This is a genomic window from Pseudomonas sp. Z1-14, assembly GCF_051132005.1.
GTDB lineage: Bacteria > Pseudomonadota > Gammaproteobacteria > Pseudomonadales > Pseudomonadaceae > Aquipseudomonas.
In genome coordinates this window covers 3,176,585-3,199,593 of sequence record NZ_CP071646.1, presented here as the reverse complement: position 1 = coordinate 3,199,593, position 23,009 = coordinate 3,176,585, and the positions used below count along the sequence as shown (strand labels likewise).

The 23,009-nt window shown below is 61.8% G+C and carries 17 protein-coding genes; 8 read left to right on the top strand and 9 right to left on the bottom strand.

Annotated features, from left to right (window positions below; all coding sequences use genetic code 11):
* Positions 1 to 14: 14 nt before the first annotated feature.
* The 3 genes from treS to J3P89_RS14295 all read left to right on the top strand — a co-directional run bounded on the left by treS (position 15) and on the right by J3P89_RS14295 (position 3,808).
* Complete coding sequence (gene treS, locus J3P89_RS14305; protein ID WP_434694566.1) at positions 15 to 2,081, top strand: maltose alpha-D-glucosyltransferase; 2,067 nt, start codon at positions 15 to 17, stop codon at positions 2,079 to 2,081.
* 126 nt (positions 2,082 to 2,207) lie between these two features.
* The gene (locus tag J3P89_RS14300; protein WP_434568752.1) at positions 2,208 to 2,903 is read left to right on the top strand and encodes a hypothetical protein; all 696 of its coding nucleotides are present in this window, start codon (positions 2,208 to 2,210) and stop codon (positions 2,901 to 2,903) included.
* Entirely contained in the window at positions 2,900 to 3,808 is a 909-nt protein-coding gene (locus J3P89_RS14295; RefSeq protein ID WP_434604510.1) for a hypothetical protein, read from the top strand. The genes J3P89_RS14300 and J3P89_RS14295 overlap by 4 nt, the downstream gene beginning before the upstream one ends.
* A 29-nt stretch (positions 3,809 to 3,837) precedes the next feature.
* On the opposite strand, the gene J3P89_RS14290 is transcribed toward J3P89_RS14295, so the two are convergent.
* The 4 genes from J3P89_RS14290 to J3P89_RS14275 form a co-directional block, all read right to left on the bottom strand.
* The gene (locus J3P89_RS14290) at positions 3,838 to 4,368 is read right to left on the bottom strand and encodes a cupin (protein WP_434694565.1); all 531 of its coding nucleotides are present in this window, start codon (positions 4,366 to 4,368) and stop codon (positions 3,838 to 3,840) included.
* Between the two features lie 189 nt (positions 4,369 to 4,557).
* A complete protein-coding gene (locus tag J3P89_RS14285) occupies positions 4,558 to 5,292 on the bottom strand; it encodes a substrate-binding periplasmic protein (protein ID WP_434568749.1) in 735 nt (244 codons plus the stop codon).
* 24 nt (positions 5,293 to 5,316) lie between these two features.
* On the bottom strand, positions 5,317 to 6,660 hold the full coding sequence (locus J3P89_RS14280) for a GGDEF domain-containing protein (RefSeq protein ID WP_434631348.1): 1,344 nt from the start codon (positions 6,658 to 6,660) through the stop codon (positions 5,317 to 5,319).
* A 1-nt stretch (position 6,661) separates the two neighbouring features.
* Positions 6,662 to 7,432, bottom strand: coding sequence for a substrate-binding periplasmic protein (locus J3P89_RS14275; protein ID WP_434674202.1), 771 nt, complete (start codon positions 7,430 to 7,432; stop codon positions 6,662 to 6,664).
* Between the two features lie 232 nt (positions 7,433 to 7,664).
* Between J3P89_RS14275 and J3P89_RS14270 the strand changes: the two genes are divergently transcribed.
* Positions 7,665 to 9,401 (top strand): OPT family oligopeptide transporter, encoded by a 1,737-nt coding sequence (locus tag J3P89_RS14270; RefSeq protein ID WP_434694564.1) that lies wholly within the window; start codon positions 7,665 to 7,667, stop codon positions 9,399 to 9,401.
* 268 nt (positions 9,402 to 9,669) lie between these two features.
* Here the strand turns inward: J3P89_RS14270 and J3P89_RS14265 are convergent, their stop codons facing one another.
* The 5 genes from J3P89_RS14265 to J3P89_RS14245 form a co-directional block, all read right to left on the bottom strand.
* On the bottom strand, positions 9,670 to 10,086 hold the full coding sequence (locus J3P89_RS14265; RefSeq protein WP_434694563.1) for a hypothetical protein: 417 nt from the start codon (positions 10,084 to 10,086) through the stop codon (positions 9,670 to 9,672).
* A gap of 94 nt (positions 10,087 to 10,180) precedes the next feature.
* The gene (locus tag J3P89_RS14260; RefSeq protein WP_434694562.1) at positions 10,181 to 10,600 is read right to left on the bottom strand and encodes a hypothetical protein; all 420 of its coding nucleotides are present in this window, start codon (positions 10,598 to 10,600) and stop codon (positions 10,181 to 10,183) included.
* Positions 10,601 to 10,607: 7 nt separating this feature from the next.
* Entirely contained in the window at positions 10,608 to 15,374 is a 4,767-nt protein-coding gene (locus tag J3P89_RS14255) for an RHS repeat-associated core domain-containing protein (RefSeq protein ID WP_434694561.1), read from the bottom strand.
* Positions 15,375 to 15,565: 191 nt separating this feature from the next.
* Positions 15,566 to 17,350, bottom strand: coding sequence for an IlvD/Edd family dehydratase (locus tag J3P89_RS14250; RefSeq protein WP_434694559.1), 1,785 nt, complete (start codon positions 17,348 to 17,350; stop codon positions 15,566 to 15,568).
* 46 nt (positions 17,351 to 17,396) lie between these two features.
* The gene (locus J3P89_RS14245) at positions 17,397 to 18,578 is read right to left on the bottom strand and encodes a fumarylacetoacetate hydrolase family protein (RefSeq protein WP_434694558.1); all 1,182 of its coding nucleotides are present in this window, start codon (positions 18,576 to 18,578) and stop codon (positions 17,397 to 17,399) included.
* A gap of 113 nt (positions 18,579 to 18,691) precedes the next feature.
* Between J3P89_RS14245 and J3P89_RS14240 the strand changes: the two genes are divergently transcribed.
* The 4 genes from J3P89_RS14240 (at position 18,692) to J3P89_RS14225 (ending at position 22,870) form a co-directional block, all read left to right on the top strand.
* Positions 18,692 to 19,630, top strand: a complete 939-nt coding sequence (locus J3P89_RS14240) for a LysR family transcriptional regulator (protein ID WP_305495087.1) — start codon at positions 18,692 to 18,694, stop codon at positions 19,628 to 19,630.
* Between the two features lie 246 nt (positions 19,631 to 19,876).
* Positions 19,877 to 21,259 carry an MFS transporter gene (locus tag J3P89_RS14235; RefSeq protein ID WP_434694557.1) on the top strand — a complete coding sequence of 461 codons (1,383 nt, stop codon included), beginning with the start codon at positions 19,877 to 19,879 and terminating at the stop codon, positions 21,257 to 21,259.
* The gene (locus J3P89_RS14230; protein WP_434694556.1) at positions 21,256 to 21,996 is read left to right on the top strand and encodes an SDR family oxidoreductase; all 741 of its coding nucleotides are present in this window, start codon (positions 21,256 to 21,258) and stop codon (positions 21,994 to 21,996) included. Before J3P89_RS14235 ends, J3P89_RS14230 begins: the two co-directional genes overlap by 4 nt.
* 25 nt (positions 21,997 to 22,021) lie before the next feature.
* On the top strand, positions 22,022 to 22,870 hold the full coding sequence (locus J3P89_RS14225) for an ureidoglycolate lyase (protein ID WP_434652058.1): 849 nt from the start codon (positions 22,022 to 22,024) through the stop codon (positions 22,868 to 22,870).
* The last annotated feature ends 139 nt before the right edge of the window (positions 22,871 to 23,009 follow it).

The following is a 23,009-nucleotide window of genomic DNA, read 5'->3' as shown; positions in this document are numbered from 1 at the left end:
CGACAGGGATTTTTATGACGATGGCTGAGAAAAATCATGTCGACTGGCTGGTCGAACAATCGATGCTCCACGCGGCGCGACAACGGGCCAAGCTCTATTCGGGGCAAGGACGCTTGTGGCAGCAGCCCTATGCGCACATCCGGCCCCGTGATGCTTCAGCGCTTTCCTCAGTGTGGTTTACCGCATACCCAGCCTCCATCGTCACCCGGGAAAATGGCACGGTGCTCGAGGCGCTGGGCGACGAAACCTTGTGGCACGCCTTGTCGAAAATCGGCATCCAGGGCATCCACAATGGTCCGCTGAAAAGATCCGGCGGCCTGCGCGGCACTGACTACACGCCAACCATCGATGGCAATTTCGACCGCATCAGCTTCGACATCGACCCTGAGCTGGGCACCGACGCTCAACTCCAGGCACTGACCCGCATGGCCGCTGCGCACAACGCGGTGGTCATCGACGACGTCATCCCGTCCCACACCGGCAAGGGCGCCGATTTTCGTCTGGCGGAGATGGCCTACGAAGACTATCCGGGGCTCTACCACATGGTGGAGATCCGCGAGGAAGACTGGCCGTTGCTGCCCGAGGTCGGGGAGGGGCGTGATGCCCAGAACCTCACCGCGCAGCAAGTGGATGCCCTGCGTGACAAGCACTACATCGTTGGCCAGTTGCAGCGGGTGATCTTCTTCGAGCCTGGCGTCAAGGAAACCGACTGGAGCGCGACGCCGATCATCATGGGCGTCGACGGCAAGCCACGGCGTTGGGTTTATCTGCACTATTTCAAGGAAGGGCAGCCGTCACTGAACTGGCTGGACCCGACCTTTGCCGCGCAGCAAATGATCATTGGCGATGCGCTGCACGCCATCGATGTCATGGGGGCGAAAATCCTCCGGCTGGACGCCAACGGATTTCTCGGCGTGGAGCGCAAACTCGATGGCACCGCCTGGTCCGAAAGCCATCCGCTGTCGATCACCGGCAACCAGTTGCTCGGCGGGGCGATTCGCAAGGCCGGCGGTTTCAGCTTCCAGGAATTGAACCTGACCCTCGACGACATTGCCGCCATGTCCCACGGCGGGGCGGACCTGTCTTACGACTTCATCACCCGACCGGCCTACCAGCACGCCCTGCTGATGGGCGACACCGAGTTCCTGCGCTTGATGCTGCGCCAGATGCACACCTTCGGCATCGACCCGGGCTCGCTGATCCACGCCTTGCAGAATCACGATGAACTGACCCTGGAGCTGGTGCATTTCTGGACGCTGCATGCCCATGACACCTACCTGTATCAAGGCCAGACGTTTCCCGGCAGCATCCTGCGCGAGCACATCCGCGAGCAGATGTATGAACGCTTGTCCGGCGAGCATGCGCCTTACAACCTGAAATTCGTCACCAACGGCGTGTCTTGCACCACGGCGAGCATCATCACCGCCGCCCTGGGCATTCGCGACCTCGACGCGATCACAGCGGCCGATATCCAGCAGATTCGCCAGGTGCATCTGTTACTGGTGATGTTCAACGCCATGCAACCGGGCGTGTTCGCCTTGTCTGGCTGGGATCTGGTGGGAGCGTTGCCGTTGCCGGCGGAACAGGTCGAGCACCTGATGCGCGACGGCGACACGCGCTGGATTCATCGCGGTGCCTACGATCTCGTAGACCTCAACCCGGAAGCGCCGCTGTCAGCCGGGCAGATGCCGCGTCCAAAGACCTTGTATGGCAGCCTGCCGAGCCAGTTGAAGGACCCGGATTCGTTCGCCTCGCAACTGCGCAGGATCCTCGCCGCGCGCCGCGCCTACGACATCGCGGCGAGTCGCCAGATACTCATCCCGGACGTCGAGCATCCTGGACTGCTGATCATGGTCCACGAGTTGCCAGCCGGCAAAGGCACGCAGATCACCGCGCTGAACTTCGGTTCGACGCCGATCACCGAAACCCTGCACCTGCCCGGCATCGCACCGGGGCCGGTGGTGGACATCATCAACGAGCGGGTCGAAGGGGATCTCACGCCAGAAGGTGAATTCACCATTACCCTGGATGCGTTCGAGGGGCTGGCGCTGCGGGTGGTGAGCAGTTCGCCGATGATCTAGGGAGCAGCAAGCGAAGAAGCGTATGGAAGATCAAAGATTGAAAAAATAAATATCAATGTGCCACTATTGTTATTGCCGTCGCTGCCGACACAAGCAGCATCGTTTTTAATCATAGGGACTTGATACATGTCTTTTCATACGCTTCGCACCCTGGCAGCACTGACCGTTGTTGCTTGCCTGACACTCACCGGCTGCGCTCATGTCCAGCCTCCGGTACCGCTGGACCATCAATTCTGGGATGCCAAGGAGACCACAGTTGGTGTGGCTATCAACGTGGTGCCGGAACCCGTCCTGGCGCTGACCGGCAACCAGGGTCTGCTGGACCTGGCCATCAACAAAGGCGTCAACAGCAAGCTCAGCGATAATGTCGAAAAATGGCAAGTGCGCGATCTCAACACATTGCCGGATGCCATTGTCGCCAAGTTGCAAGCCAAGGGTTACAAGGCCAAGCGCATCAACGAGCCGGTGGATTTGAACAAGTTCAAGGAGACGAGTTTCCGTGAAGGCTACACCGTCCGCGACCTGACATCGATCAAGGCCACCTACGGTGTCGATCGCCTGCTGCTGGTCAACGTGACAGGGACCGGAGCCACCCGCAGTTATTACAGTATCGTGCCGACCAGCGTACCCATGGCGCAGGTATTCGGACAGGGCATGCTGATCGATCTGGCCGATAACAGACTGTTGTGGTTCAAACCCTTTTCCGTCGTGCAGGCCGCCCAGGGCGAGTGGGACGAGCCGAACTATACCAATCTGACCAATGCCTTCTACCAGGCGATGGATACGAGCCGTCAGCAAATGATCACGCCGTTCGAACAATGAAGCGTGAATTGATCGCGGTCACCTCAGTGGCCCTGTTGATGCTGATGGGATGCGCGCAGAAACCGGCACCTGAGGCCGGTTTCAAATCGCAGGACGCGGTGTCCTACGTCAAGGCCCATGGAGTCAAGGTGGACCTGCAATTGCCACAGGCGTTTGTGGGGGCCAGCACGGTAGTCGACGCGCAGGCCGCGCAGAAGGCAGCGTCGTCCAGTCACACCCTGGTCGCAAGCTCCGGTAACAGCGCCGGGCTTGCCGGCTTGCTGGTTGCCAGCCTGATCAATACCCAGATGGGCAGTGGCAGCTTGCAGCGCGATGCGGAAAATACCGCCGCCAAGGAGTCGCGCCCGCTGGCGGACCTGCTTGCCGGCGTGCCGTTGCAGGAGCGGTTGCAACAGCGCTTCCAGCAAGCGTCGCTGGTGGCAGGACTCAAGCAGGGGCAGGGGCCGGTCAGCGCTCGCCTGGTGATCGAGCCCAAACTGATGCTTACGCCTGACCGTGGCAGTTTCGTGCTGATCAATCAGGTACAGGTCCAGGACATCGCGGGTTCCGCGTTGTATCGCATGCGCATCGAGGTTTCCAGCCAGCCGATCAGGCGCTGTGGCAAACGCTGTATTGACGACGGCTCGCTGGATCTGGTGCAAGTGACCCAAGTGCTCGACGAATGCATCGACGAGTCGATGCGGGTGCTGGCAACCGACCTGATGTTACCGGTGCCACCAGAGGCGGCCCAGGAAACCCTGCGCTATGTGCTTGACGGCCAGCGTGTGGTCGAGCGCGGCTACCAGTTGGCCAATAACGGTAACTACTGGCGATATCGCAACCTGTATGGCGCGGTGAAGTCGGTGCCGGTCCCTTTTGAAGACGCGCTGTCCCAAGAGCAGTTGCAGAAGGTCTACGGTCGTTGACCGTGGATCGTTGCGAAGGCTGCGAAATGTCAGCGTTGGCTCCGCCAATATCGACTGACAGCACCCTTGGCGCCCTGCACCGGGTCCCGATCAGGAAACGGTAGCGCATCGATGTTTGCCAGTTGCGCCGCGCTCGGCGCTTCCCGGCAGATGTCGGCCTGCTGGCCCGGTGGGTACGCTCCGACGACCAGGAAATCTTCGCTGGAACCCAGGTTGCAATGCCCGGTGCCGGCAGGTAGCAGCAACACGTCGCCTGCCTGGACGTCGATCACTTGGCCATCGGGGCCGCCGATCATCAAGCGCGCCTGACCGCTGGCGACGCCCAGAACTTCGTGGCCCTCCGTGTGGTAATGGTGGAAATCGTAGATCCCGTAGCGCCATTGCGGCGGCCAGCCGTTGCTGCGAAACATCTCTTCCAGCTGGGCGGCCAGATCACCTGCCTGGGCAGTCATCGCGTCACGGTAGATGATCACCGGCAGGCGCGGGTGGTTGGGTACCCAATCGTTGCGTTCCAGCATCAGGGTCTGGATGGAATCCGGTACCGCGTTCAGTGTGCTCATCAAAACCTCTCCATCGCGGATAGCTTGAACCCGGGAATGTGGGAGCGAGCCTGCTCGCGAATCGGTGTGACAGACGACATTGATGTCGAATGTGCCGCCGATTCGCGAGCAGGCTCGCTCCCACAGAATCTAATGGGCTAGACGATGTTTGCGATGCGAGAGTTCAAGGTCGCTGACCGGTGCCGCTCGTCAACGCTTCTCCTTCATGATCCGCTCGACTTCGCCCGATGCCTTGAGCGCTTCAAACGCGCGCTGGGCCCTGGCGACCGTTTCGTCCGGCGTGCTCAGGCTGAAAGCCAGGTAGACCCGGTGTGGCTGCTCGTCGAGGGCATAGACTTCCTCCAGCTGATTGAAATCCATCTGGGCATCCTGGCTCATCAGGCGTGCCGTGTTCTCCGGCATCGGCACCAGTTGGACCTGACGGTTCAACAGTTTCTGGAAGTTGTCGTGGTTGTTCGCCGACACGACCAGACGACTGAAGCCACGTTCTTGCAGATAGATCTGCTTGGCGTCATTGCGTATCACGCCGATGCTGTACTGCTTGGCCTCTTCAAGGTTGCGGACAGTGATGGGGTCGGCGTCGCGCAGCTTGTAGAGCCGGCTGGTGGAACGATGGATTTCACCGACCCACTTGAACAGCTGTTCACGGGCCGGGGTGCGATCGAGTGGGAAAATCAGCACGTTGGGCTCGCGCAAGGCCATCTCATAAGCCCGCGCCCACGGATACAGGGCCATGCGGAAATCGCTGAGGTTGGCCTGTTGCAGCGTGTCGGACGCGATATGGATGCCGGGGCCGACGAGTTTGTCGTCGCGCAGATACGCGTAAAGCGAGTCCTCGGTCACGACCTCGATCGTTTCGGCCTGGCTTGTGAGGCTGATCAAGGCCAGGAGTACGCAGGAGCAGAGCATCAGAGAGTGGCGCATACAGACCTCGACGTTGATGGATCTTCAGAGGGAGACGCGGTTGCGTCCCTGGTGCTTGGCCCGGTACAGCGCCTGGTCGGCGCGTTGCATCAGTGGGTCGAAATGATCCATGGTCTCGGGGTCCAGCTCGGCGACGCCGATGCTCAGGGTGACGAAGGGCGAGACCGATGAGCCGCTGTGGGGCAGCTTGCGTTCGGCCAGGGCGGCGCGCAGCCGCTCGGCTGCCTCGCAGGCCTGCTGCGCGTCGATGTTGGGCAGCACGACGACGAATTCCTCGCCACCCACCCGTGCGGTCAGCTCGCCGGAGCGCCCGAACACGTCACGCAGGGTTTCGGCTATCTGTTGCAGGCACAGGTCGCCGTTCATGTGGCCGTAGGTGTCGTTGTAGATCTTGAAAAAATCCACGTCGCACATGAGCACCGCCAGCGGCGTCCTGTGACGCATGGCGCGGCGGAATTCGACTTCCTTCAGTTCGTCGAAGTGGCGACGGTTGGCCAGGCCGGTCAAGGCGTCGTGGCGGGACAGGGCTTCGAGGGCCTGGTTGGCGGCCTTGAGTTCCGCCGTGCGCGCCTCGACCAGTTCGACCAGTTGATCGCGACTGGCGGCGATCGCCAGTTCGTCCGAACGCTGGCGTTCCAAGTGCGCGTGGAGATTGTCCTGCAGTTCGTTGACCTGGGTTTCGAGCAGGCTCAGTTCGTCCTGGCGGTTGACCGAGCGCTGCAATTTGAGGTGACGCTTGAGAGTTTGCGGAGCGAGCTCACCCAAATGCCGGGCAATATGCACCACATGGATGGTCACCAGGCGGTTGAACATGGTCATGACCAGCCCGGCCAGGAGCATCGATTGGATGATTTGCGTGATGACGATGGTGCGTGCTTCGCCCCACAGGCGCTCCCAGAGCAGTTGGTTATCGCCCTCGATGATCAGCTCGCCGACTTTTTCATGGGCGCCGAGATAGGGTTGCGCGATGAGCTGGCGCTGCAACACCGGTGCCGAGCCGGCGTTACCGCTGGTGTAGCGGTTGAGTTCGATGATTTCCGGTGAGCGGCCGGGCCGCAGGACATTCAGGACCACGCGTCCGACCGGCGCGGCACTGGCGACACTGTTGAGCTGCTTGTCCAGGGACTCGCGATCCATTTCCCAGATGGCGTGGGCCAGGGTGTCCTGGAACACCTGGTCAATCAGCCCCAGCTCGGAATTCATCTCCGCCAGGTTGCTTTCCCAGGCCAGCCAGGTGCGCCATGTCACCATCGCCACGGTGAAAATCAGGCAGAACAGCAGCGTCGCGAGCACCAGTCGACGCCCCAGGGAGCTGAGGGCCTTGGCCTGTGGTCGTTGAAAGGGCGCCGGGGCGAAGTTGCCGTCCATCTCATAACCACTTGCGCGCGATGGCATCGTAGACGCCGTTGCGACGAATGGCCTCCAGGCCGGCGCGGAATTTCTCGACGGTTTGCGCCGGCGTGTTGCGGCTGAATGCCATGTTCAAGCCGTCGGCGCTGCTCAGTTCGGGTAGCGGCAATGACCGGATGAGGACTTTTTCCGGGTCTTCGCCATTCTGCCGAGTCAGGTACAGCGCGTTGAGTTCGTTGGAAATCCACAACTCCACATGGTCGACCTTGAGCTTGCGGTAGTTGTGTTCGTATTTGGTGCTCGATTGCAGATCCTCGCCGATGCGGAATCCCTTCGAGACCAGGTATTGCTCGCCGACATCCTGATTGACGGTCGCGATCTGGTGCCCATGGGCATCGGCCAGGGAGCTGAGCTTCACTGGCCGCTCAGCCAGGGAGTAGATGTACCACTGGGTCGGGGCGATGGCGCCGATCCACTGGAAAAGCGCTTCGCGTGCGGGCGTGCGGACGATCGAATAGATCAGGACATTGCTTTCATTGAGCGCCAACTCGTACGCACGGGCCCAGGGCATGGGCTGGATCGACGCCTGGACACCGATTTCCTTGAGCACGGCCTCGACGACCTCGGTGCTCATGCCGGTCACGCGTCCGTTCTGCGTCATGTTGTAGGGCGGCAACTCCTCCGTGACGATGCGCAGCGGCGGCTCAGCCGCGATGGCCAACGCCGACCCACCTGCAAGCAGGAGCACCAGGACGCCAAACATCAGTAAGCGGTTAAGCTGCAAAGCCATTGATCATCACCCTATGCGACCAGCAGAGCCTGACGAGGCCGGAGGGCCGCCGTCACACAGGTTATCGGCCAGGTGGGGGGCTGCTTGAGGAAAGCGTTCGATTGTCGGGGCTGACGGCTCTATCCCGTGGTCGCCAGAACTATCGTCGGTGAACCTTGCGTCGATACGGCACTCACTTGTCAGGTAGTTGCCTCGGCTGAGCCGACTGTTTTTTTGCCGATAAGGAATTCGCATGGACCAGATTTCGAGCCCGCATGTCCTCCCCGTCGAACGCGAATTCAGTCCGCGCGCGGTCATCACAGGGATCGTGCTTGGCATCCTCCTGACGCCCTCCAATGTCTATGCCGGATTAAAAATCGGCTGGTCGTTCAACATGTCGATCATTGCCTTGCTGGTCGGCTACGGCATCTGGCAGGGCCTGGCCAAACGCTCGGCTGCGGGGCTGCCGTGGACGTTGCACGAAAGCAACATCAACCAGACCGTCGCGTCGGCAGCGGCGTCGATCATCTCCGGCGGGCTGGTCGCGCCCATTCCGGCGTACACCTTGCTGACCGGCCAGCAACTGGACCCGGTGCCGATGATTGCCTGGGTATTTTCGGTGAGCTTCCTGGGCATCTGGATTGCCTGGTACCTGCGGCCGTCATTGCTCAATGACAGGGCGCTGAGGTTCCCCGAAGGCATGGCGACCCTGGAAACCCTCCTGCACATCTACAACCATGGCCAGGAAGCCGCGACGCGGCTCAAGGTGCTGCTCGGCGCGGCGCTGCTGTCCGGGCTCGCCAAGTGGGTGGATACGTTTTGGTGGACCATCCCGCGTTGGTCGCCGAACGCCCAGTTGGAGCGCCTGACCTTTACCGCAGACCCTTCGCTGTTGCTGGTGGGGTTCGGCGGCATCATCGGCATCCGCGTCGGCTTGACCCTGCTGCTCGGCGCGCTGCTGGCGTGGGGCGGGTTGGCGCCGTGGCTGCTGGAAAATGGCTTGGTGCAGTTACCGCCCGGCAGCAGTGGACCGCAATTTGCGGTGCTGGTGGAGTGGCTGCTGTGGCCGGGGGTGAGCCTGATGGTCTGCTCGACGCTGGCTTCCCTGGCGATTCGCCTGTGGGCCTTGCACGGTTCCACCAAGGCCAGCGGCGCGGCGACCTGGGTGGTTCCCAAGGCCGGCCCCGCCCTCGGTTTCCTGTTGGCGATCTTTCTGGTGGTAAGCCTGCAAGCGCTGTTGTTCGGCATCAATCCGTGGATGGCGCTGCTGACCATCCCCTTGGCCATCTGCCTGGCGGCGGTGGCGGCCCGTGTGGTTGGCGCCACGGGTATTCCGCCTATCGGTGCCATCGGGCAACTGTCCCAGTTGAGTTTCGGCATCGTCGCCCCGGGCCAGGTGCCGATCAATCTGATGAGTGCCAATACCGCCGGCGGTTCGGCCGGGCAATGCACAGACTTGATGAACGATTTCAAGGTGGGCCGAGCGATCGGCGCCACGCCGCGCAAACAACTGCAGGCGCAGACCCTGGGAATCTTCATCGGCAGCATCGTCGGCGTGTTGGCCTATCTGGCGCTGATCCCGGATCCCCAGACCATGCTGCTCACCGAAGAGTGGCCGGCCCCGGCGGTCGCCACCTGGAAAGCCGTGGCACAGACCCTCACCCATGGCCTGGACTCACTGTCAGCCAGCATCCGCTGGGCAATTTTCATCGGCGCCATCGCCGGCTTGCTGCTGGGCATCCTCGACAGCCTGCTGCCGGCCCATCGGGCCCGCTACCTGCCAAGCACGGCGGCCTTGGGCCTGGCCTTTGTCCTGCCGGCCTCGGTATCGCTGATGATGGCCCTCGGCGCCGTACTCACCTGGCTGGTGAGCTGCCGCTGGCCAAGCCTCACGGAACGCTTCGCCATTACGGCGGCGGCGGGGTTGATTGCGGGGGAGAGCATTACCGGGGTAGGGGCGTCGTTGTGGGAGATGGTTGGGAATATGTGAGTAGGGGCATCTATGAGTGTGCAGCTTACATGTGTCTGCAACCCACCGTGGCGAGGGAGCTTGCTCCCGCTGGGCTGCGCAGCAGCCCCTCTCAACAGCCCCTCGGTGTGTCTGGCTGAGCACGTAGGCTGGTTTGGGGCCGCTTCGCGACCCAGCGGGAGCAAGCTCCCACGCCACGGAGAGCGGTTTGGCGTTGCGGTGGGGGCTCGCATTCTTTGGCCGATGCTCGCGGCCGTCAGAGGTTGTTCGAACCAACCCTGCAAAAAATTTACCAGTTGGATGGGTCTTCAAGGGCGGCTTTTTGGATATCTTCTTTCCATTTTTCTTTTGCTAGCAGATAGATATTTCTAAAGAAACCTTTTGGATTTTTCAAGTTATACCACTCTCCACGAGGCCAGCTACCAGCGCAATCTTCCTCTATGTCAAACACGCTTTGAAAATCAACAGTCGGATCATTGAGCTTTTCCTTAAGGAAGGATAGCAGCACATATTTATGTCTGTGAGACAAGCAGTCCAGATCCAAACCATATTTACGAATAAGTTCTAGTCTGTCCTGTTCGTCATCAGGGTTGTAAACTTCGAGCATTGCACCGCGAGTCTCTTCACGATCGTATGCGTCGAACTGTCCAACAAACCACATTAGGTCAGGAATAAATTCCTCATTTAGAAGCGGGTGCTTTAACATGGTTTTCTTATTGGTGGGTTGGTCGATATGTATTTCAGTGTGGTCAGGCGAGTCCGTTCGCCAGTGGGCACAAGAGGGCGCATTTTCTACAAACTTAGATATAGTGCCAGGTGGATTGATCTTCAGTTTTCGCCTTGCAAATATCATCCTTCCAGACTTTTCCTGCTAATCTATATATTTCTTCAAAAAACAAGCGAGGATTTTCCATTTCATCCCATCCATCGGGGAGCGATGAACACTCCTGCGAGTCATGCTCTAGCAAAGCCTGAAAGTCGTACTCATTATCTAGAATCGCAGTTTCCAAGCACTTATAGAGCAAGTACTTTTCCCTGTATGTCCGCCTTACCTTCAAAGCGTACTCGGTAATTAATATTTCTCTATCGATGGGCCTGTTAGGATCAAATTTTTGCAGCTCCTCACCTAATGTTTCTTCTCTGTCATAAATATCAAAGCATCCTAAAAAATAAGACGGTGTTGGTGTGTATGGAAGTCTGGTCCCGGGATCAATCAACATTTCTCACCTATTTTATTGGAAATAAAGTAAACGGTACGCCTGTATCGGGATCTACTTTCATCTCAAATCGGTCCATGGCAACAAGCTTTGGGTTTGATGGGTCCTTTTTGTTTGGGATATATCCTTCGCCAGCCCCAGGAAGCTCCATTCTAATGATGTTATTGTTGTTTTGATCTCGCCCTGTAAACCGTGAAAGCCCATATTTTTCCCGGTTGACTGCTAGGTTATAAGCTTTTAGTTGCATTTCCCAACTGGAAAACCTTGAGCTTGGATTCCCTATCTTATTTTTAGGTGTTTTTCCGCTAAGAGGATCCGTGCCATCAACTGCTCGTTGTTTCCACTTTTGATCGGAAACAGCAAGGCTATGTTTACCAACCATATGCATGCTTTGTTCCCTATCTAGACGCCTCACTTCTTTTTCAGCCAACTCTTCGGTGGTCGGCTTGGGCAGCGCCGGCTCACCCTCATCCACCGCAACCTTAGCCGCCGGATCCTGCACCCCAACCGCCGGCGTCTTACACCCATCTCCCGGACAGCCTTCCAACCCCAACGGATCCACCCACCCCGTCGGGTTCAGGGTGTACCGGTACCCATTGAGCCCACCCGCCAGCTTGCTCGGATCAGGCGTGAGGTACCGGCCCGTGTCCGGATTGTAGTAGCGATGCCGGTTGTAATGCAGGCCGCTTTCCAGGTCGTGGTACTGGCCTTGGAAACGCAACGGCTGGGTCAGTTGTTTGCCGGCGCCGTGGGCCAGTTTGGTGAGTTTGCCGTAGCCGGTGTAGCGCGCCGCCCAGACGATTTCGCCCTGGTGGCTGGTCAGTTCCTGGGGCGTGCCGAGGTGGTCGTTGTGGTAGTAGAACGGCGTGGCGTTTTTTGGGCCTTGGCCTTTGAGCAGGGCGAGGGGACGGAAGGTGCCGGGCTCGTAGACGTAGCTTTGATAATGCTGGTCGCTGCTTTCGGCGATGAGCTGGTCGCCTTGCCAGATGAATTCGGTGGTCTGGCCGTCCACGGTCTTTTCGATGCGTCGGCCAAAGGCGTCGTAGCGGTAGGACGTTTCGTTGCCGTCCGGGGTGGTGAGGCCAATCAGGCGGTGCTGGCTGTCGTAGCGGTATTCGGTGATCAGGCACTGGGCTTTGCCGCGGCGCTCGCGGACCAGGTTGCCGTAGGCGTCGTAGTCGTAGTGGCGATCGCCCTCCATCAGCAGGCGGTTGCCCTTGAGGGTGGTCGGGCCGGGGCGGTCGTGCAGCAGCAGGTTGCCGGCCGGATCGTGAGAAAAGTGCTCCGGGGGCTGGCTGTGGGCGTAGTCGATGCGCAGCAGGCGATCTTGCGGGTCGTAGTGGTAGGCGCGTCGGTTTCGGGTGTCGGACAGCGTGGCGAGGTTGCCGTTGGCGCTGTAGGAATAGTCGCGCCAGAACAGTTGTTTCTGCTGGGTCTGCCACACGGTCTGGGCCTTGAGGCGGCCCTGTTCGTCGTAGTTGTAGTCGCTGAGCAGCAGGCCTTGCTGGCGCTGGCGTTCGCGGGTGCCGGTGAAGCGGTGTTCGGTCAGGCACTGGCCGTTGAGGTCGATGGCCAGCAGCGCGCCGCCATAGAGGTGGCGGTAATTGAGGGTGCTGCGGTCGGGCAGGCGGCAGTAGGTCAGCCGGCCGGCCTCGTCGTAGCGATAGTGCTGGGTGGCCCAGCCCTGGTGTTCGGCGACGAGGCGGTCCTGGTTGTCGTATTCGTAGGCCAGCGGCCAGTGGCCGTCGTCGACGCTGACCAGCCGGCCGAGGGCGTCGTAGCGGTACTCGACCGGTTTGCCGTCGGGCAAGGTCTTGCGCAACAGGCGACCGGCGCTGTCGCGCTGATAAGCGGTGAGCCGCTGGCTGCCATCGGCACCGAACTCGGTCTTTTCCAGCAGGTGGCCGTTGAGGTCGTAGGCGTAGCTGGTGCGCTGGCCGTCGAAGCCGGTTTCCTGTCGGATCAATCCGTTGGGCGTGTAGGCCAGCTGATATTTTTCGCCGGCCTCGTTCTCGATTTCGGTGAGCAGCAGCCGCGCCGAGTCGTAGCGATACTTCAGTTCGCTGCCATCGGGATTGAGCCGCCGGCTGATCAGGTGCAGGTCGTCGGCGTATTCGTAGCGGGTGATGCGCCCCAGTTCGTCGCGTTCGGCGGTGACCTTGCCGTAGGCGTTGTAGCTCCAGGCGCGGGTGGCGCCGGTGGGCAGGGTGGTTTGCAGCAAGCGGCCGACGGCGTCCCACTGGTAATGGGTGATCGCACCATGTTCGTCCTTGCGGGTCAGCAGACGCCCCAACGTATCGTAGGAAAAACTCCGCTGGCTGTCGTCGGGCAGGGTTTCTTCAGTCAGCTGGCCCTGGCTATTGCGGACAAAATGATGGGTGCCGCCGTCCGGATAGCGGATCGAGAGCAGTTGCCCCTGGGCGTCATAGGCGTACCGGGTGCTGTGACGATCCGGGTCGAAGGCCTCGATCACATCGCCTTGGGCATTGCGCCGGTAGGTCCACACGGCTTTGCCGCGCTGTCGGGCGTGCAGGAAACCGTTGCGGTATTCGTAGGACGTCGGCTCGCCTTCAGGCGGAATCAGCGCCACCAGCCGTCCGGCTTCGTCGTAGCGGTATTCGGTGACCGCGCCCAGCGGATCCTGCTCGGCGGTCAGCCGACCCTGCTCGTCATAAGCCTTGAGCTGTTCGCCGCCGTCGGGATCGACCTGGCGCACCAGCCGTGCGCGGTCATCGTGAACGTATACTTCCTGGCTGCCGTCCAGATGCCGGACCGTGACGCTGCCGTCATCGCCCCAGCTGTAGTGGCTGTCCATCTGCGCGAACGACGCCCAGTGCCGCACACAGCGCGCTGCCGGGCCGAGGCCTTGCCATTCCCAGTAGAAACTCGCGCCGCCGGCCAGTTGCCGCTGGAGGATGACGTGCTGGTCGTCGTAGTCGTAGCGCTCGCTTTCGCCAGCGGCATTGGTCGCCTCGATCAGTCGGAAACGGCCGTCGTAGCGGTAGGTCACCAGCGTCTGTTCGGTGCGCCAGGCTTCGTCCGGATGCTGTTGCGGGTCAAAACTCTGATAGTCGATGGCGACCAGGTGGCGATGCTCATAGCGCAACCGCAGGCCGCGCCGGGCGCCGTTGTCCAGGCGGCTGATGTCGCCATAGATGTTGCGCTGGACGGTCAGGCGGTTGTCGTACCGATCGCTCAGCGCTGTCAGATGACCGTCGCGAAAGTGCAGGAAAGGGGCGTCTTCGCCGGGCTGGGCGATGATCAGCTCGTCCGGCTCGCTGCTCAGGTAGATCGCCGCGCGGGCCAGGCTGTTGTGGATCGCCGGGCGTTGCAGGCTGGGGCGAGGAAAGCTGGTGCGGCGGTTTTCCTGATCGATCCAGGTCACCTGTTCGCCCTCGATCACCAGGCGATGGGCCAGGGCATGGCTCCAGCCACGGCCGAGGCCGACGTCCAGCTCGGCGGCGCTGGTGCGATAGAGACGGGTGAAGATGAACGGCAAGCGCCCGTCGAGGGTGCCGTCCTCCAGGGTCAGCAGTTCCTCGCCGGTGACCATCGACACCGGGCAGCCGTCGGTGCGGGTCTGGGCGGCGCTGTCGGCGGGGTCGCCGTTGGGGTTCTTCGAGGGGGTCGAGGCGTCGTCGTGGGCTTCGTCTTTTTTCAGCGTGGTGTTGCGCTGCGCGTCCCAGCGCAATTGCATCCGGCCTTTTTTCACGCCAGCGGCAATGCCTCGCGCCGCCACGGTTTTGTAGCGGTCCACGTAGGCCATGAACCCGTTCACCACCGCGAAGATCGCCCGGATGAAACGTGTTACGGCGTCCAGTAGCCGGGCGCTGTGCCGGACCAGGCGCATCGACAGGTAGGCAATCCCGGCGCCCGCCCCGGCGAAGGTCAAGACCACGCCGATCAGCAGGTCGATCACCAGCTGCACGACTACCATGGACAACGCTTTGGCCGCGCCGCCGGCCACTTCGCTGGGCGGCAGCATGTCCAGCCAGAGACTCGCGGTGCGCACCAGCAGGCACAGCGCCGCTTCGTCGCTGGCGAGCAGCTGCAGCTTGGCCATCACCCGCGGGGACGACTCGGCAAGTTTGGCCAGGTCCGCCGCACTGCTGCCCAAGTGATCGCCAAACCGGCTCGGGTCCTTGAGGATGTCCGAGAGCAAGCTGATGCTGTCCCACACGCCCTCGATGGCCGCCCAACCGCCGGCGAGCAGGCCGTTGCCCACCGCGGCCGCCGACGTCGCCGACGATTGCTGCACCCATTGCGGCTTGAAAACCTGCCATTCGCTACGCAGCCAGTCCGTCAGATCAGCAGTCAGGCCGTTGTAGGAAAAAAACAGGTCCTCGATCTGCCTGGGGGTGACTTCGCTTTGAACGTGAACCCGGTAGTAGCGACCCGCTTCGCCTTTGAAGGTCCCGACACCCTGGGCATCCAGCTGGACGGGGGTGACCTCGCCGCTGTCCACCGACACTACATCCACCACGATGTCGCCCAGCGGAATGTCGTACACCGATTCGAGCTTGCTCTCGATCGTCAGGACCCCACCCTTGGGGCACCGGGCCACGGTCGAGTGGAAATCACTGTCGCGGCTGCTGACCGTCGTGGCGCTGCCACCAAAAAGAAGCACCCGTTCCATGCCCATCAGCGAAGGCAAGTCGGCCGCCTGGCTGGCCCGGTCCGCCGCACGGGCGTACCAGCGGTCGAGTTGTTCGCGGTAGAGGGAAAGGCTGTCTTTGAAGCTGTCGAGTTCCGCCTCGATGCGGCGCACCTGATCCATCAGGAAGCGGCCTGTTCAAAAGCCGGCAGGAAAAATCGGTCGAACATGCGCAGGCGTCTCGCGAAAAATCGGGGTGCGCGAGACTTTGCCGAGGAAGGCTAGGGAAATAAGTCAGACAAAGAGACGGGTGATGTAGGAGGCTTCTTTAAGTGGTCCCAAACGCCCGGCCACTCACGACCGGGCTAATTGAGTCAGTGCGAATGCCGCGGCTCGCCACTGCGGGCGATTACCCGCAAATGCAACGTGGCCGGCTCCAGGCAGCCGCCGGTGGACAGCTGCCCGACCAGTTGCCGATAGAGTTCCTGCCAAGGCGTTTGCGAGGGCGGGATGTTGGGTGTCCATTCGCGGCGGCGCCGCTCCATTTCGGCCTCGTCGACCAGCAGGTTGACGGTGCGGGTGTTCAGGTCCACTTGCAGCCGGTCGTTGGTTTGCAGCAGCGCCAGGCCGCCGCCCACCGCCGCTTCAGGGGACATGTTGAGGATCGACGGGCTCGCCGAGGTGCCGCTCTGGCGGCCGTCGCCCAGGCAGGGCAGGGAGTCGATGCCGCGTTTGATCAACGCTGCGGGCGGCGCCATGTTCACCACCTCGGCGCTGCCCGGATAACCCACGGTGCCAACGCCGCGAATGACCAGGATGCAGCGCTCGTCGATGTCCAGCGCCGGGTCGTCGATCCGCGCGTGGTAATCCTCCGGCCCTTCGAACACGATGGCCCGGGCTTCGAAGCTGTTTTCGGCGCCGGGCTCGGACAGGTAGGTCTTGCGAAACGCCTCGCCGACCACCGACATCTTCATGATCGCGCTGTCGAAAAAATTGCCGCTGAGCACGATGAATCCGGCGCGATGCTTGAGCGGGGTATCAAACGGGTAGATGACATCGGCGTTGCTGGTCAGGCTGCTGCTGACGATTTCGCCAATCGATTTGCCGCTGACCGTGGCGCAGTCTTCGTGCAGGCGTCCGGCCTTTTGCAGTTCATGCATGACTGCCGGCACGCCACCGGCGCGGTGGAAGCCTTCGCCGAGGTACTTGCCGGCCGGCATGCAGTTGACTAGCAGCGGCACGTCTTCGCCAATCCGCTGCCAGTCGTCCAGGCTCAGCTCGACGCCCATGTGCCGGGCGATGGCAATCAGGTGCGGCGGGCAGTTGCTCGATGCGCCGAGTGCCGAGGCGACGGCGATGGCGTTTTCGAACGCCTCTCGAGTCATGATCCGGGATGGGCGCACGTCCTGGCGCACCAGTTCGCAGATGCGCTTGCCGGTGGCGTAGGCCATCTGCCCGCGCTCGCGATAGGGCGCCGGAATGCTCGCGCAACCGGGCAGCGACATGCCCAGGGCTTCGGCCAGGGCGTTCATCGACAGCGCGGTACCCATGGTGTTGCAGTGGCCCACGGAGGGCGATGCCGCCGTGGTCATTTCCATGAAGCCTTCGTAGTCGATTTCGCCGGCGGCCATCAGGTTGCGTGCGTGCCAGAGCACGGTGCCGGAGCCGATCAGTTCGCCCTTGTGATGGCCGTCGAGCATCGGCCCGCCGGAGAGCACGATGGCCGGCAGGTCGGTGGTCGCCGCCGCCATCAGGCACGCCGGGGTGGTCTTGTCGCAGCCGGTGGTGAGCACCACGCCGTCCAACGGGTAGCCATGGAGGATTTCCACCAGGCCCAGGTAGGCCAGGTTGCGGTCCAGGGCGGCAGTGGGCCGGCGCGACTGTTCGGCGATCGGGTGCACCGGGAATTCCATCGGGATGCCGCCAGCATCGCGGATGCCGGCCTTGACCCGTTGCGCCAGCTCCAGGTGATGACGATTGCAGGGCGTCAGGTCGCTGCCGGTCTGGGCGATGCCGATGATCGGCCGGCCCGATTGCAGCTCTTCGCGAGTCATCCCGTAGTTCATGTAGCGCTCGACATACAGAGCGGTCATGTCCGCATGAGCCGGGTCGTTGAACCACTGCTCGCTGCGCAGGCGGCGTTTTGGCGTGTCACTCATGATTCATTTCTCTCTTGTAATTGGATGAATCGACGATCTGTCGGGCTCAGCGATCGAGCAGCCCCCGCGCGGCGAGATTACGCAGCAAGGCGCCGACGCCGAAGGTCCAGGGCGCGGCCTCGCAGCTGTGAGTCACCTGATTATGCAAACTGCCGAGCAACGGGCTGCTGATACTGACCCGGTCGCCCAGTTTGTGGGTGAAACCGCTGCCGGCGTGGTCGCGATCCTCGGTGGGGGCGAACAGGGTACCGAGAAACAGCAGGAAGCCATCCGGGTATTGGTGGTTGGCGTTGAGTGTCTGGCCTGCGAGGTCCTGCGGGTCGCGGCTGATCTGACTCATGGAGCTGCAGCCGTGCAGGCGGTAACCGTCTTCGCCGTGTACCTGGAGATCGACCTCGCAGGCCCGCACGTCGTCCAGGCTGAAGTGTTCATCGAACAACCGAATGAACGGCCCGATGGCGCACGAGGCATTATTGTCCTTGGCCTTGCTCAGCAACAACGCGCTGCGGCCTTCGATGTCCCGCAGGTTGACGTCGTTGCCCAGGGTGGCGCCGTGGATCTGGCCGCGGCTGTTCACCGCCAGCACCACTTCCGGTTCCGGGTTGTTCCATTGCGAGGCCGGATGAATGCCGATCTGGCTGCCGCTGCCGACGGCGGCCAGCACCGGCGCCTTGGTGAAGATTTCTGCGTCCGGCCCGATGCCGACCTCCAGGTACTGCGACCACATGCCCTGTTCGATAAGGAAGGCCTTGAGGCGCATGGCTTGCTCGGAGCCCGGGACGATCGAGCGCAGGTTGTCGCCAATGACGCTGTGCACCGTCGCGCGCACGGCTTCGGCCCGGGCCGCGTCACCGCCAGCCTGCTCCTCGATCACCCGCTCGATCATGCTCGCGGCGAAGGTCACGCCGGCGGCCTTGATCACTTGCAAGTCCAAAGGCGGCAACAGGAAGGGCCTGGCGGGGTCAGCATGCATGCCGGTGTTGGCCAGCAGCGCGTCGACGCTGGCGATGAACGTGCCCGGCGTTTGCCTGACCGCTGTCAGCGGCGAGGGCGTTTCCAGCAAATCGCTCAAGGTCGCGAAACGCTCCGACAGGTCGAACACTCCGTCGCTGCGCAGTACGATTAGCGAAGGCCCGGCGATCCGCCCAGGGACCCAGGCACGACCAATCAGGGTGCCGGCCAGGCCATCGACCGGCAGCGTGTTCTCGGGGGTAAGCATCAGCGACATGGGCAGTCTTCCTGGTTTGTAAAGCTTTCAAGCTAGGGCGCGTTGGTGATGAACTCCAATGAGATATATTCAGTATCTGATAACGTACGGTTATTGCATTGTGAGGGTTGCCCATGTCCGATCTGTCCTTTTCCAGCTTCTGCGGCTGGCTCAAATTCCGCCATCTGCTGCTGATCGATACCTTGGGCCGCACCTGCAACATGCACCTGGCGGCCGAGCAGATGAACCTCAGCCAGCCGGCGGTGAGCAAGATGCTCAAGGAAATCGAGAGCCTGCTCGGCTTTGCCCTGTTCGAGCGGCGCCCGCGCAGCATGCCGCCCACCGCGCTGGGTGAGCATGTGCTGCGCTACGCACAGATCGCTTTGAATGACGCGCGCTCGTTCGTCGAGCAGATCAGCAGCCTGCGGGAGGGCGGCCATGGTTATCTCAAGGTCGGCGGGATCTTTGCCGCGACCGCGGTGGCCCTGCCTGAGGCGATCCTGCAGATCAAGCAGCGCTGGCCGTTGTTGTCCATCGAGGTGGTAGAGCAGACCAGCAATCACCTGATGAAGATGCTGGAGGAGAAGAAGCTCGACCTGGCCGTGGCGCGGTTTACCGAGCAGAGCCAGCAGCAGCGCTACGACTTCCAGCCCCTGGCTCCGGAACCGTTCTGCATCGTCGTCAACGACCGGCATCCGCTGGCAGACGCCGGGCCGATATCGCTGCAGCAACTGGTGGACCTGCCGTGGATTCTCTACCCGGTCGGCACGCCGATCCGCGCCCGCATGGAACTGGCATTCGCCGAAGCTGGCGTGCGGATGCCGCGCAACACCATCGATACGATTTCCATGCAGACCTTCCTCCAGGTGCTGAAACGCGGCCCGATGATCGGCATGCTGCCCAATGCGATGGTTGATCCGCTGCTGGAAAGCGGCCAGCTCAAGACCCTCGATACCCCGTTGCACCTGGTGCCGCAGGATTACGGCATCCTCACGCGAAAGGACGAGCCGCTGGTGGGCGCGGCGCTGGAGTTTGCCGAGATCCTCAAGGACAACGCCCGCCAGAGTGGTTGACAGTGTCGCCGCCTTCGCGAGCCTGCTCGCGAAGACATGGGTCCAGCCAGCACCAAACCCCGTGGCGAGGGAGCTTGCTCCCGCTGGGCTACGCAGTAGCCCCTCGGATTCCGATAACAACTGGTTATCAACTAATCCAAAAATGCCATTGGGAAAGAATCGATCCACGACAGTAGAGTCCTCGTTCAATCGCCGGATGAGCCGCTCATTCGACGTGACCCAATAACAACAATCAGGGGTTACCTCATGCAAACCATCTCCGAGCCGTTGCCTGCCCAGGCGCAAGCCGGCGAATTGGATTTCGAAGACCGGACCTACCGCAAGGTGATCTGGCGGATCCTGCCAGTGCTGCTGTTGTGCTACATGGCGGCATACCTTGATCGGGTCAATATCGGCTTCGCCAAGCTCGACATGCTCGCCGAGTTGCAGTTCAGCAACACTGTGTACGCCTTGGGCGCCAGTATGTTTTTCTGGGGCTATTTCCTCTTCGAGGTCCCCAGCAACCTGTTGCTGCATCGTCTGGGCGCGCGGTTCTGGATCGCCCGGATCATGCTCAGTTGGGCGGTGATCTCCATGGCCGTGGCCTACACGGTGCCGCTGGCAGCGTTCTTCCACGTCGAATCGAGCACGATGTTTTATGTGCTGCGCTTCTTCTTGGGCATCTGTGAAGCGGGCTTTTTCCCCGGCGTGATCCTCTACCTCAACTACTGGTTCCCGACCCACCGGCAGAGCCGGGTGATGTCCGGGTTCCTGCTGGCGTTGCCGGTCAGCCTGACACTGGGCGGGATCCTGTCCGGGTGGCTGATGAACAGTATGCAAGGCGTGCAAGGCATGTCCGGCTGGCAGTGGATGCTGATCATCGAGGGCATCCCTTCGATCATCATGGCCTTCGTGGTGATCGTCTGCCTGGCCGATAACATCGACAAGGCCAAGTGGCTGTCGGCAGCGGAAAAGGCCATGCTCAAGGCCAACCTGCAAACCGACAACCAGGGCAAGGCTTCGCGCTTGAGCGAAGTGTTCTTCAACCCTCGCGTCTGGTTGCTGGTGCTGATCTTGCTGACCTTCAACACCGGTTTCTACGGCCTGGCCTTCTGGATGCCCTCGATCATCAAGAGCACCGGCATCACCAATAGCCTGCACATCGGTTTGCTCACCGCCATTCCCTACTCGGTGGCAATCGTGGCGATGCTGCTCAATGCGCGGCACTCCAACCGCACCGGCGAACGGCGCCTGCACGCAGCCATCCCGGCATTCATTGGTGGCGCCGGGCTGATCCTCAGCGCGTTTTTCGCCGATAACCTGGTGCTGTCGGTGCTGTTCCTCAGCGTCTCCGCCTCGGGGATCCTCAGCCTGATGCCGATTTTCTGGACGTTGCCGGGCACTGTGCTGTCGGGCGTTGCCGCCGCAGCCGGGATCGGCATGATCAACGCGATCGGCAACCTGTCGGGCTTCACCGGTTCGATGATCACGGCCGTGGCGGAAACCCTGACGGGTAACATCAACAACGGTACGTACGTTCTGGCGCTGTGCCTGTTGGTCAGCGGCGGGTTGATTCTGGCGATTCCCGCTTCGATGCTCGGCAGGACAGCCAAGACCGCGCCCACCGCCGCGCAACTGGAGACCGCATGAACCTGCGAGGCAAGCGGGTGCTGGTGACGGCGGCGGGACAGGGCATCGGCCTGGCCAGCGCCGTGGCCTTCGCCCAGGCCGGCGCCGAGGTGTTCGCCAGTGACATCGATATTCGCGCGCTGGCGGGCATCGAGGGGGTCACGCCGATGCTCCTGGATGTCACCTCGGCCAGCGCCATCGACGCTGCCCGCGAGCGGATTGGCGGGCTGGACGTTCTTTTCAACTGCGCCGGCTACGTGCACAGCGGCACCATTCTCGATTGCGACGAAGCCGCCTGGGCGCGCTCGATGGACCTCAATGTCAGCGCCATGTACCGCATGATCCGCGCGTTTCTGCCGGGTATGCTGGCGCGTGGCGGCGGGTCGATCATCAACATGTCGTCGGTAGCGTCCAGTATCAAGGGCGTGCCCAATCGTTTCGCCTATGCTGCCAGCAAGGCGGCGGTAGTGGGGCTGACCAAGTCCGTCGCCATCGACTTCGTCAGCCAGGGTATCCGTTGCAATGCGATATGCCCGGGCACCGTCGACTCGCCTTCGCTGCGCCAGCGCATTGCCGACCAGGCGGCGCAGCAGGGGGTCGAGGAGGAACAGGTCTACCGGCAGTTTCTCGACCGCCAGCCCATGGGGCGCATCGGCAACACCGAGGAGGTCGCGCAACTGGCGCTGTACCTGGGCAGCGACGCATCTGCCTACACCACCGGGACGGTGCACGTCATTGACGGTGGCATGAGCCTCTGAATTTACACTTGAGCAGGAGCACTTCATGAAACTGTTGCGTTACGGCGAAAAAGGTTCGGAAAAGCCCGGGCTGCTGGATGATGACAAGCAGATCCGTGACCTGTCGGGCCACGTGCCAGACATCGCCGGGCAAGCCCTGGCTCCTGAAAGCCTGGCAAGACTCGCCGCCATCGACCCGCGCAGCCTGCCGGTCGTGGGCGGCCAGCCGCGGATCGGCGCGTGCGTCGGGCAGGTCGGCAAGTTCATCTGCATCGGCCTGAACTACGCCGACCATGCCGCCGAATCGAACATGGAGGTGCCGAAAGAACCGATCATCTTCAACAAATGGACCAGCGCCATCTGCGGACCGAACGATGATGTCCAGATTCCCCGTGGCTCGCTCAAGACCGATTGGGAAGTCGAACTCGGCGTGGTCATTGGCAAGGGCGGGCGCTACATCGACGAAGCGAACGCCATGGAGCATGTCGCCGGTTATTGCGTCATCAACGATGTGTCGGAACGCGAATGGCAACTCGAACGCGGCGGCACCTGGGACAAGGGCAAAGGCTTCGACACCTTCGGCCCGCTTGGACCCTGGCTGGTGACGAAGGACGAAATCGCCGATCCCCACGCGCTGGATCTGTGGCTGGAAGTCGACGGACATCGTTATCAGAACGGCAATACCCGGACGCTGATCTTCAGCGTGCCGCAACTGATTGCCTACCTGAGCCGGTGCATGAGCCTGCAGCCCGGCGACGTGATCTCGACCGGGACGCCACCGGGTGTCGGCCTGGGCATCAAGCCCAACCCGGTGTTCCTGCGCCCGGGCCAGACCATGCGCCTGGGCATTCAAGGTTTGGGTGAACAGCGTCAGGTGACGGTGCAGGCGGACTGATCACTGGCTTTACCGCCGTCTTCGCGAGCAGGCTCGCTCCCACAGAATCTCCGCCTCCCTGTGGGAGCGAGCCTGCTCGCGAAGACGCGGGTCCAGCCACACAGGAATGGGAACTCTGGAGAGACTGTTCGCGCAATCA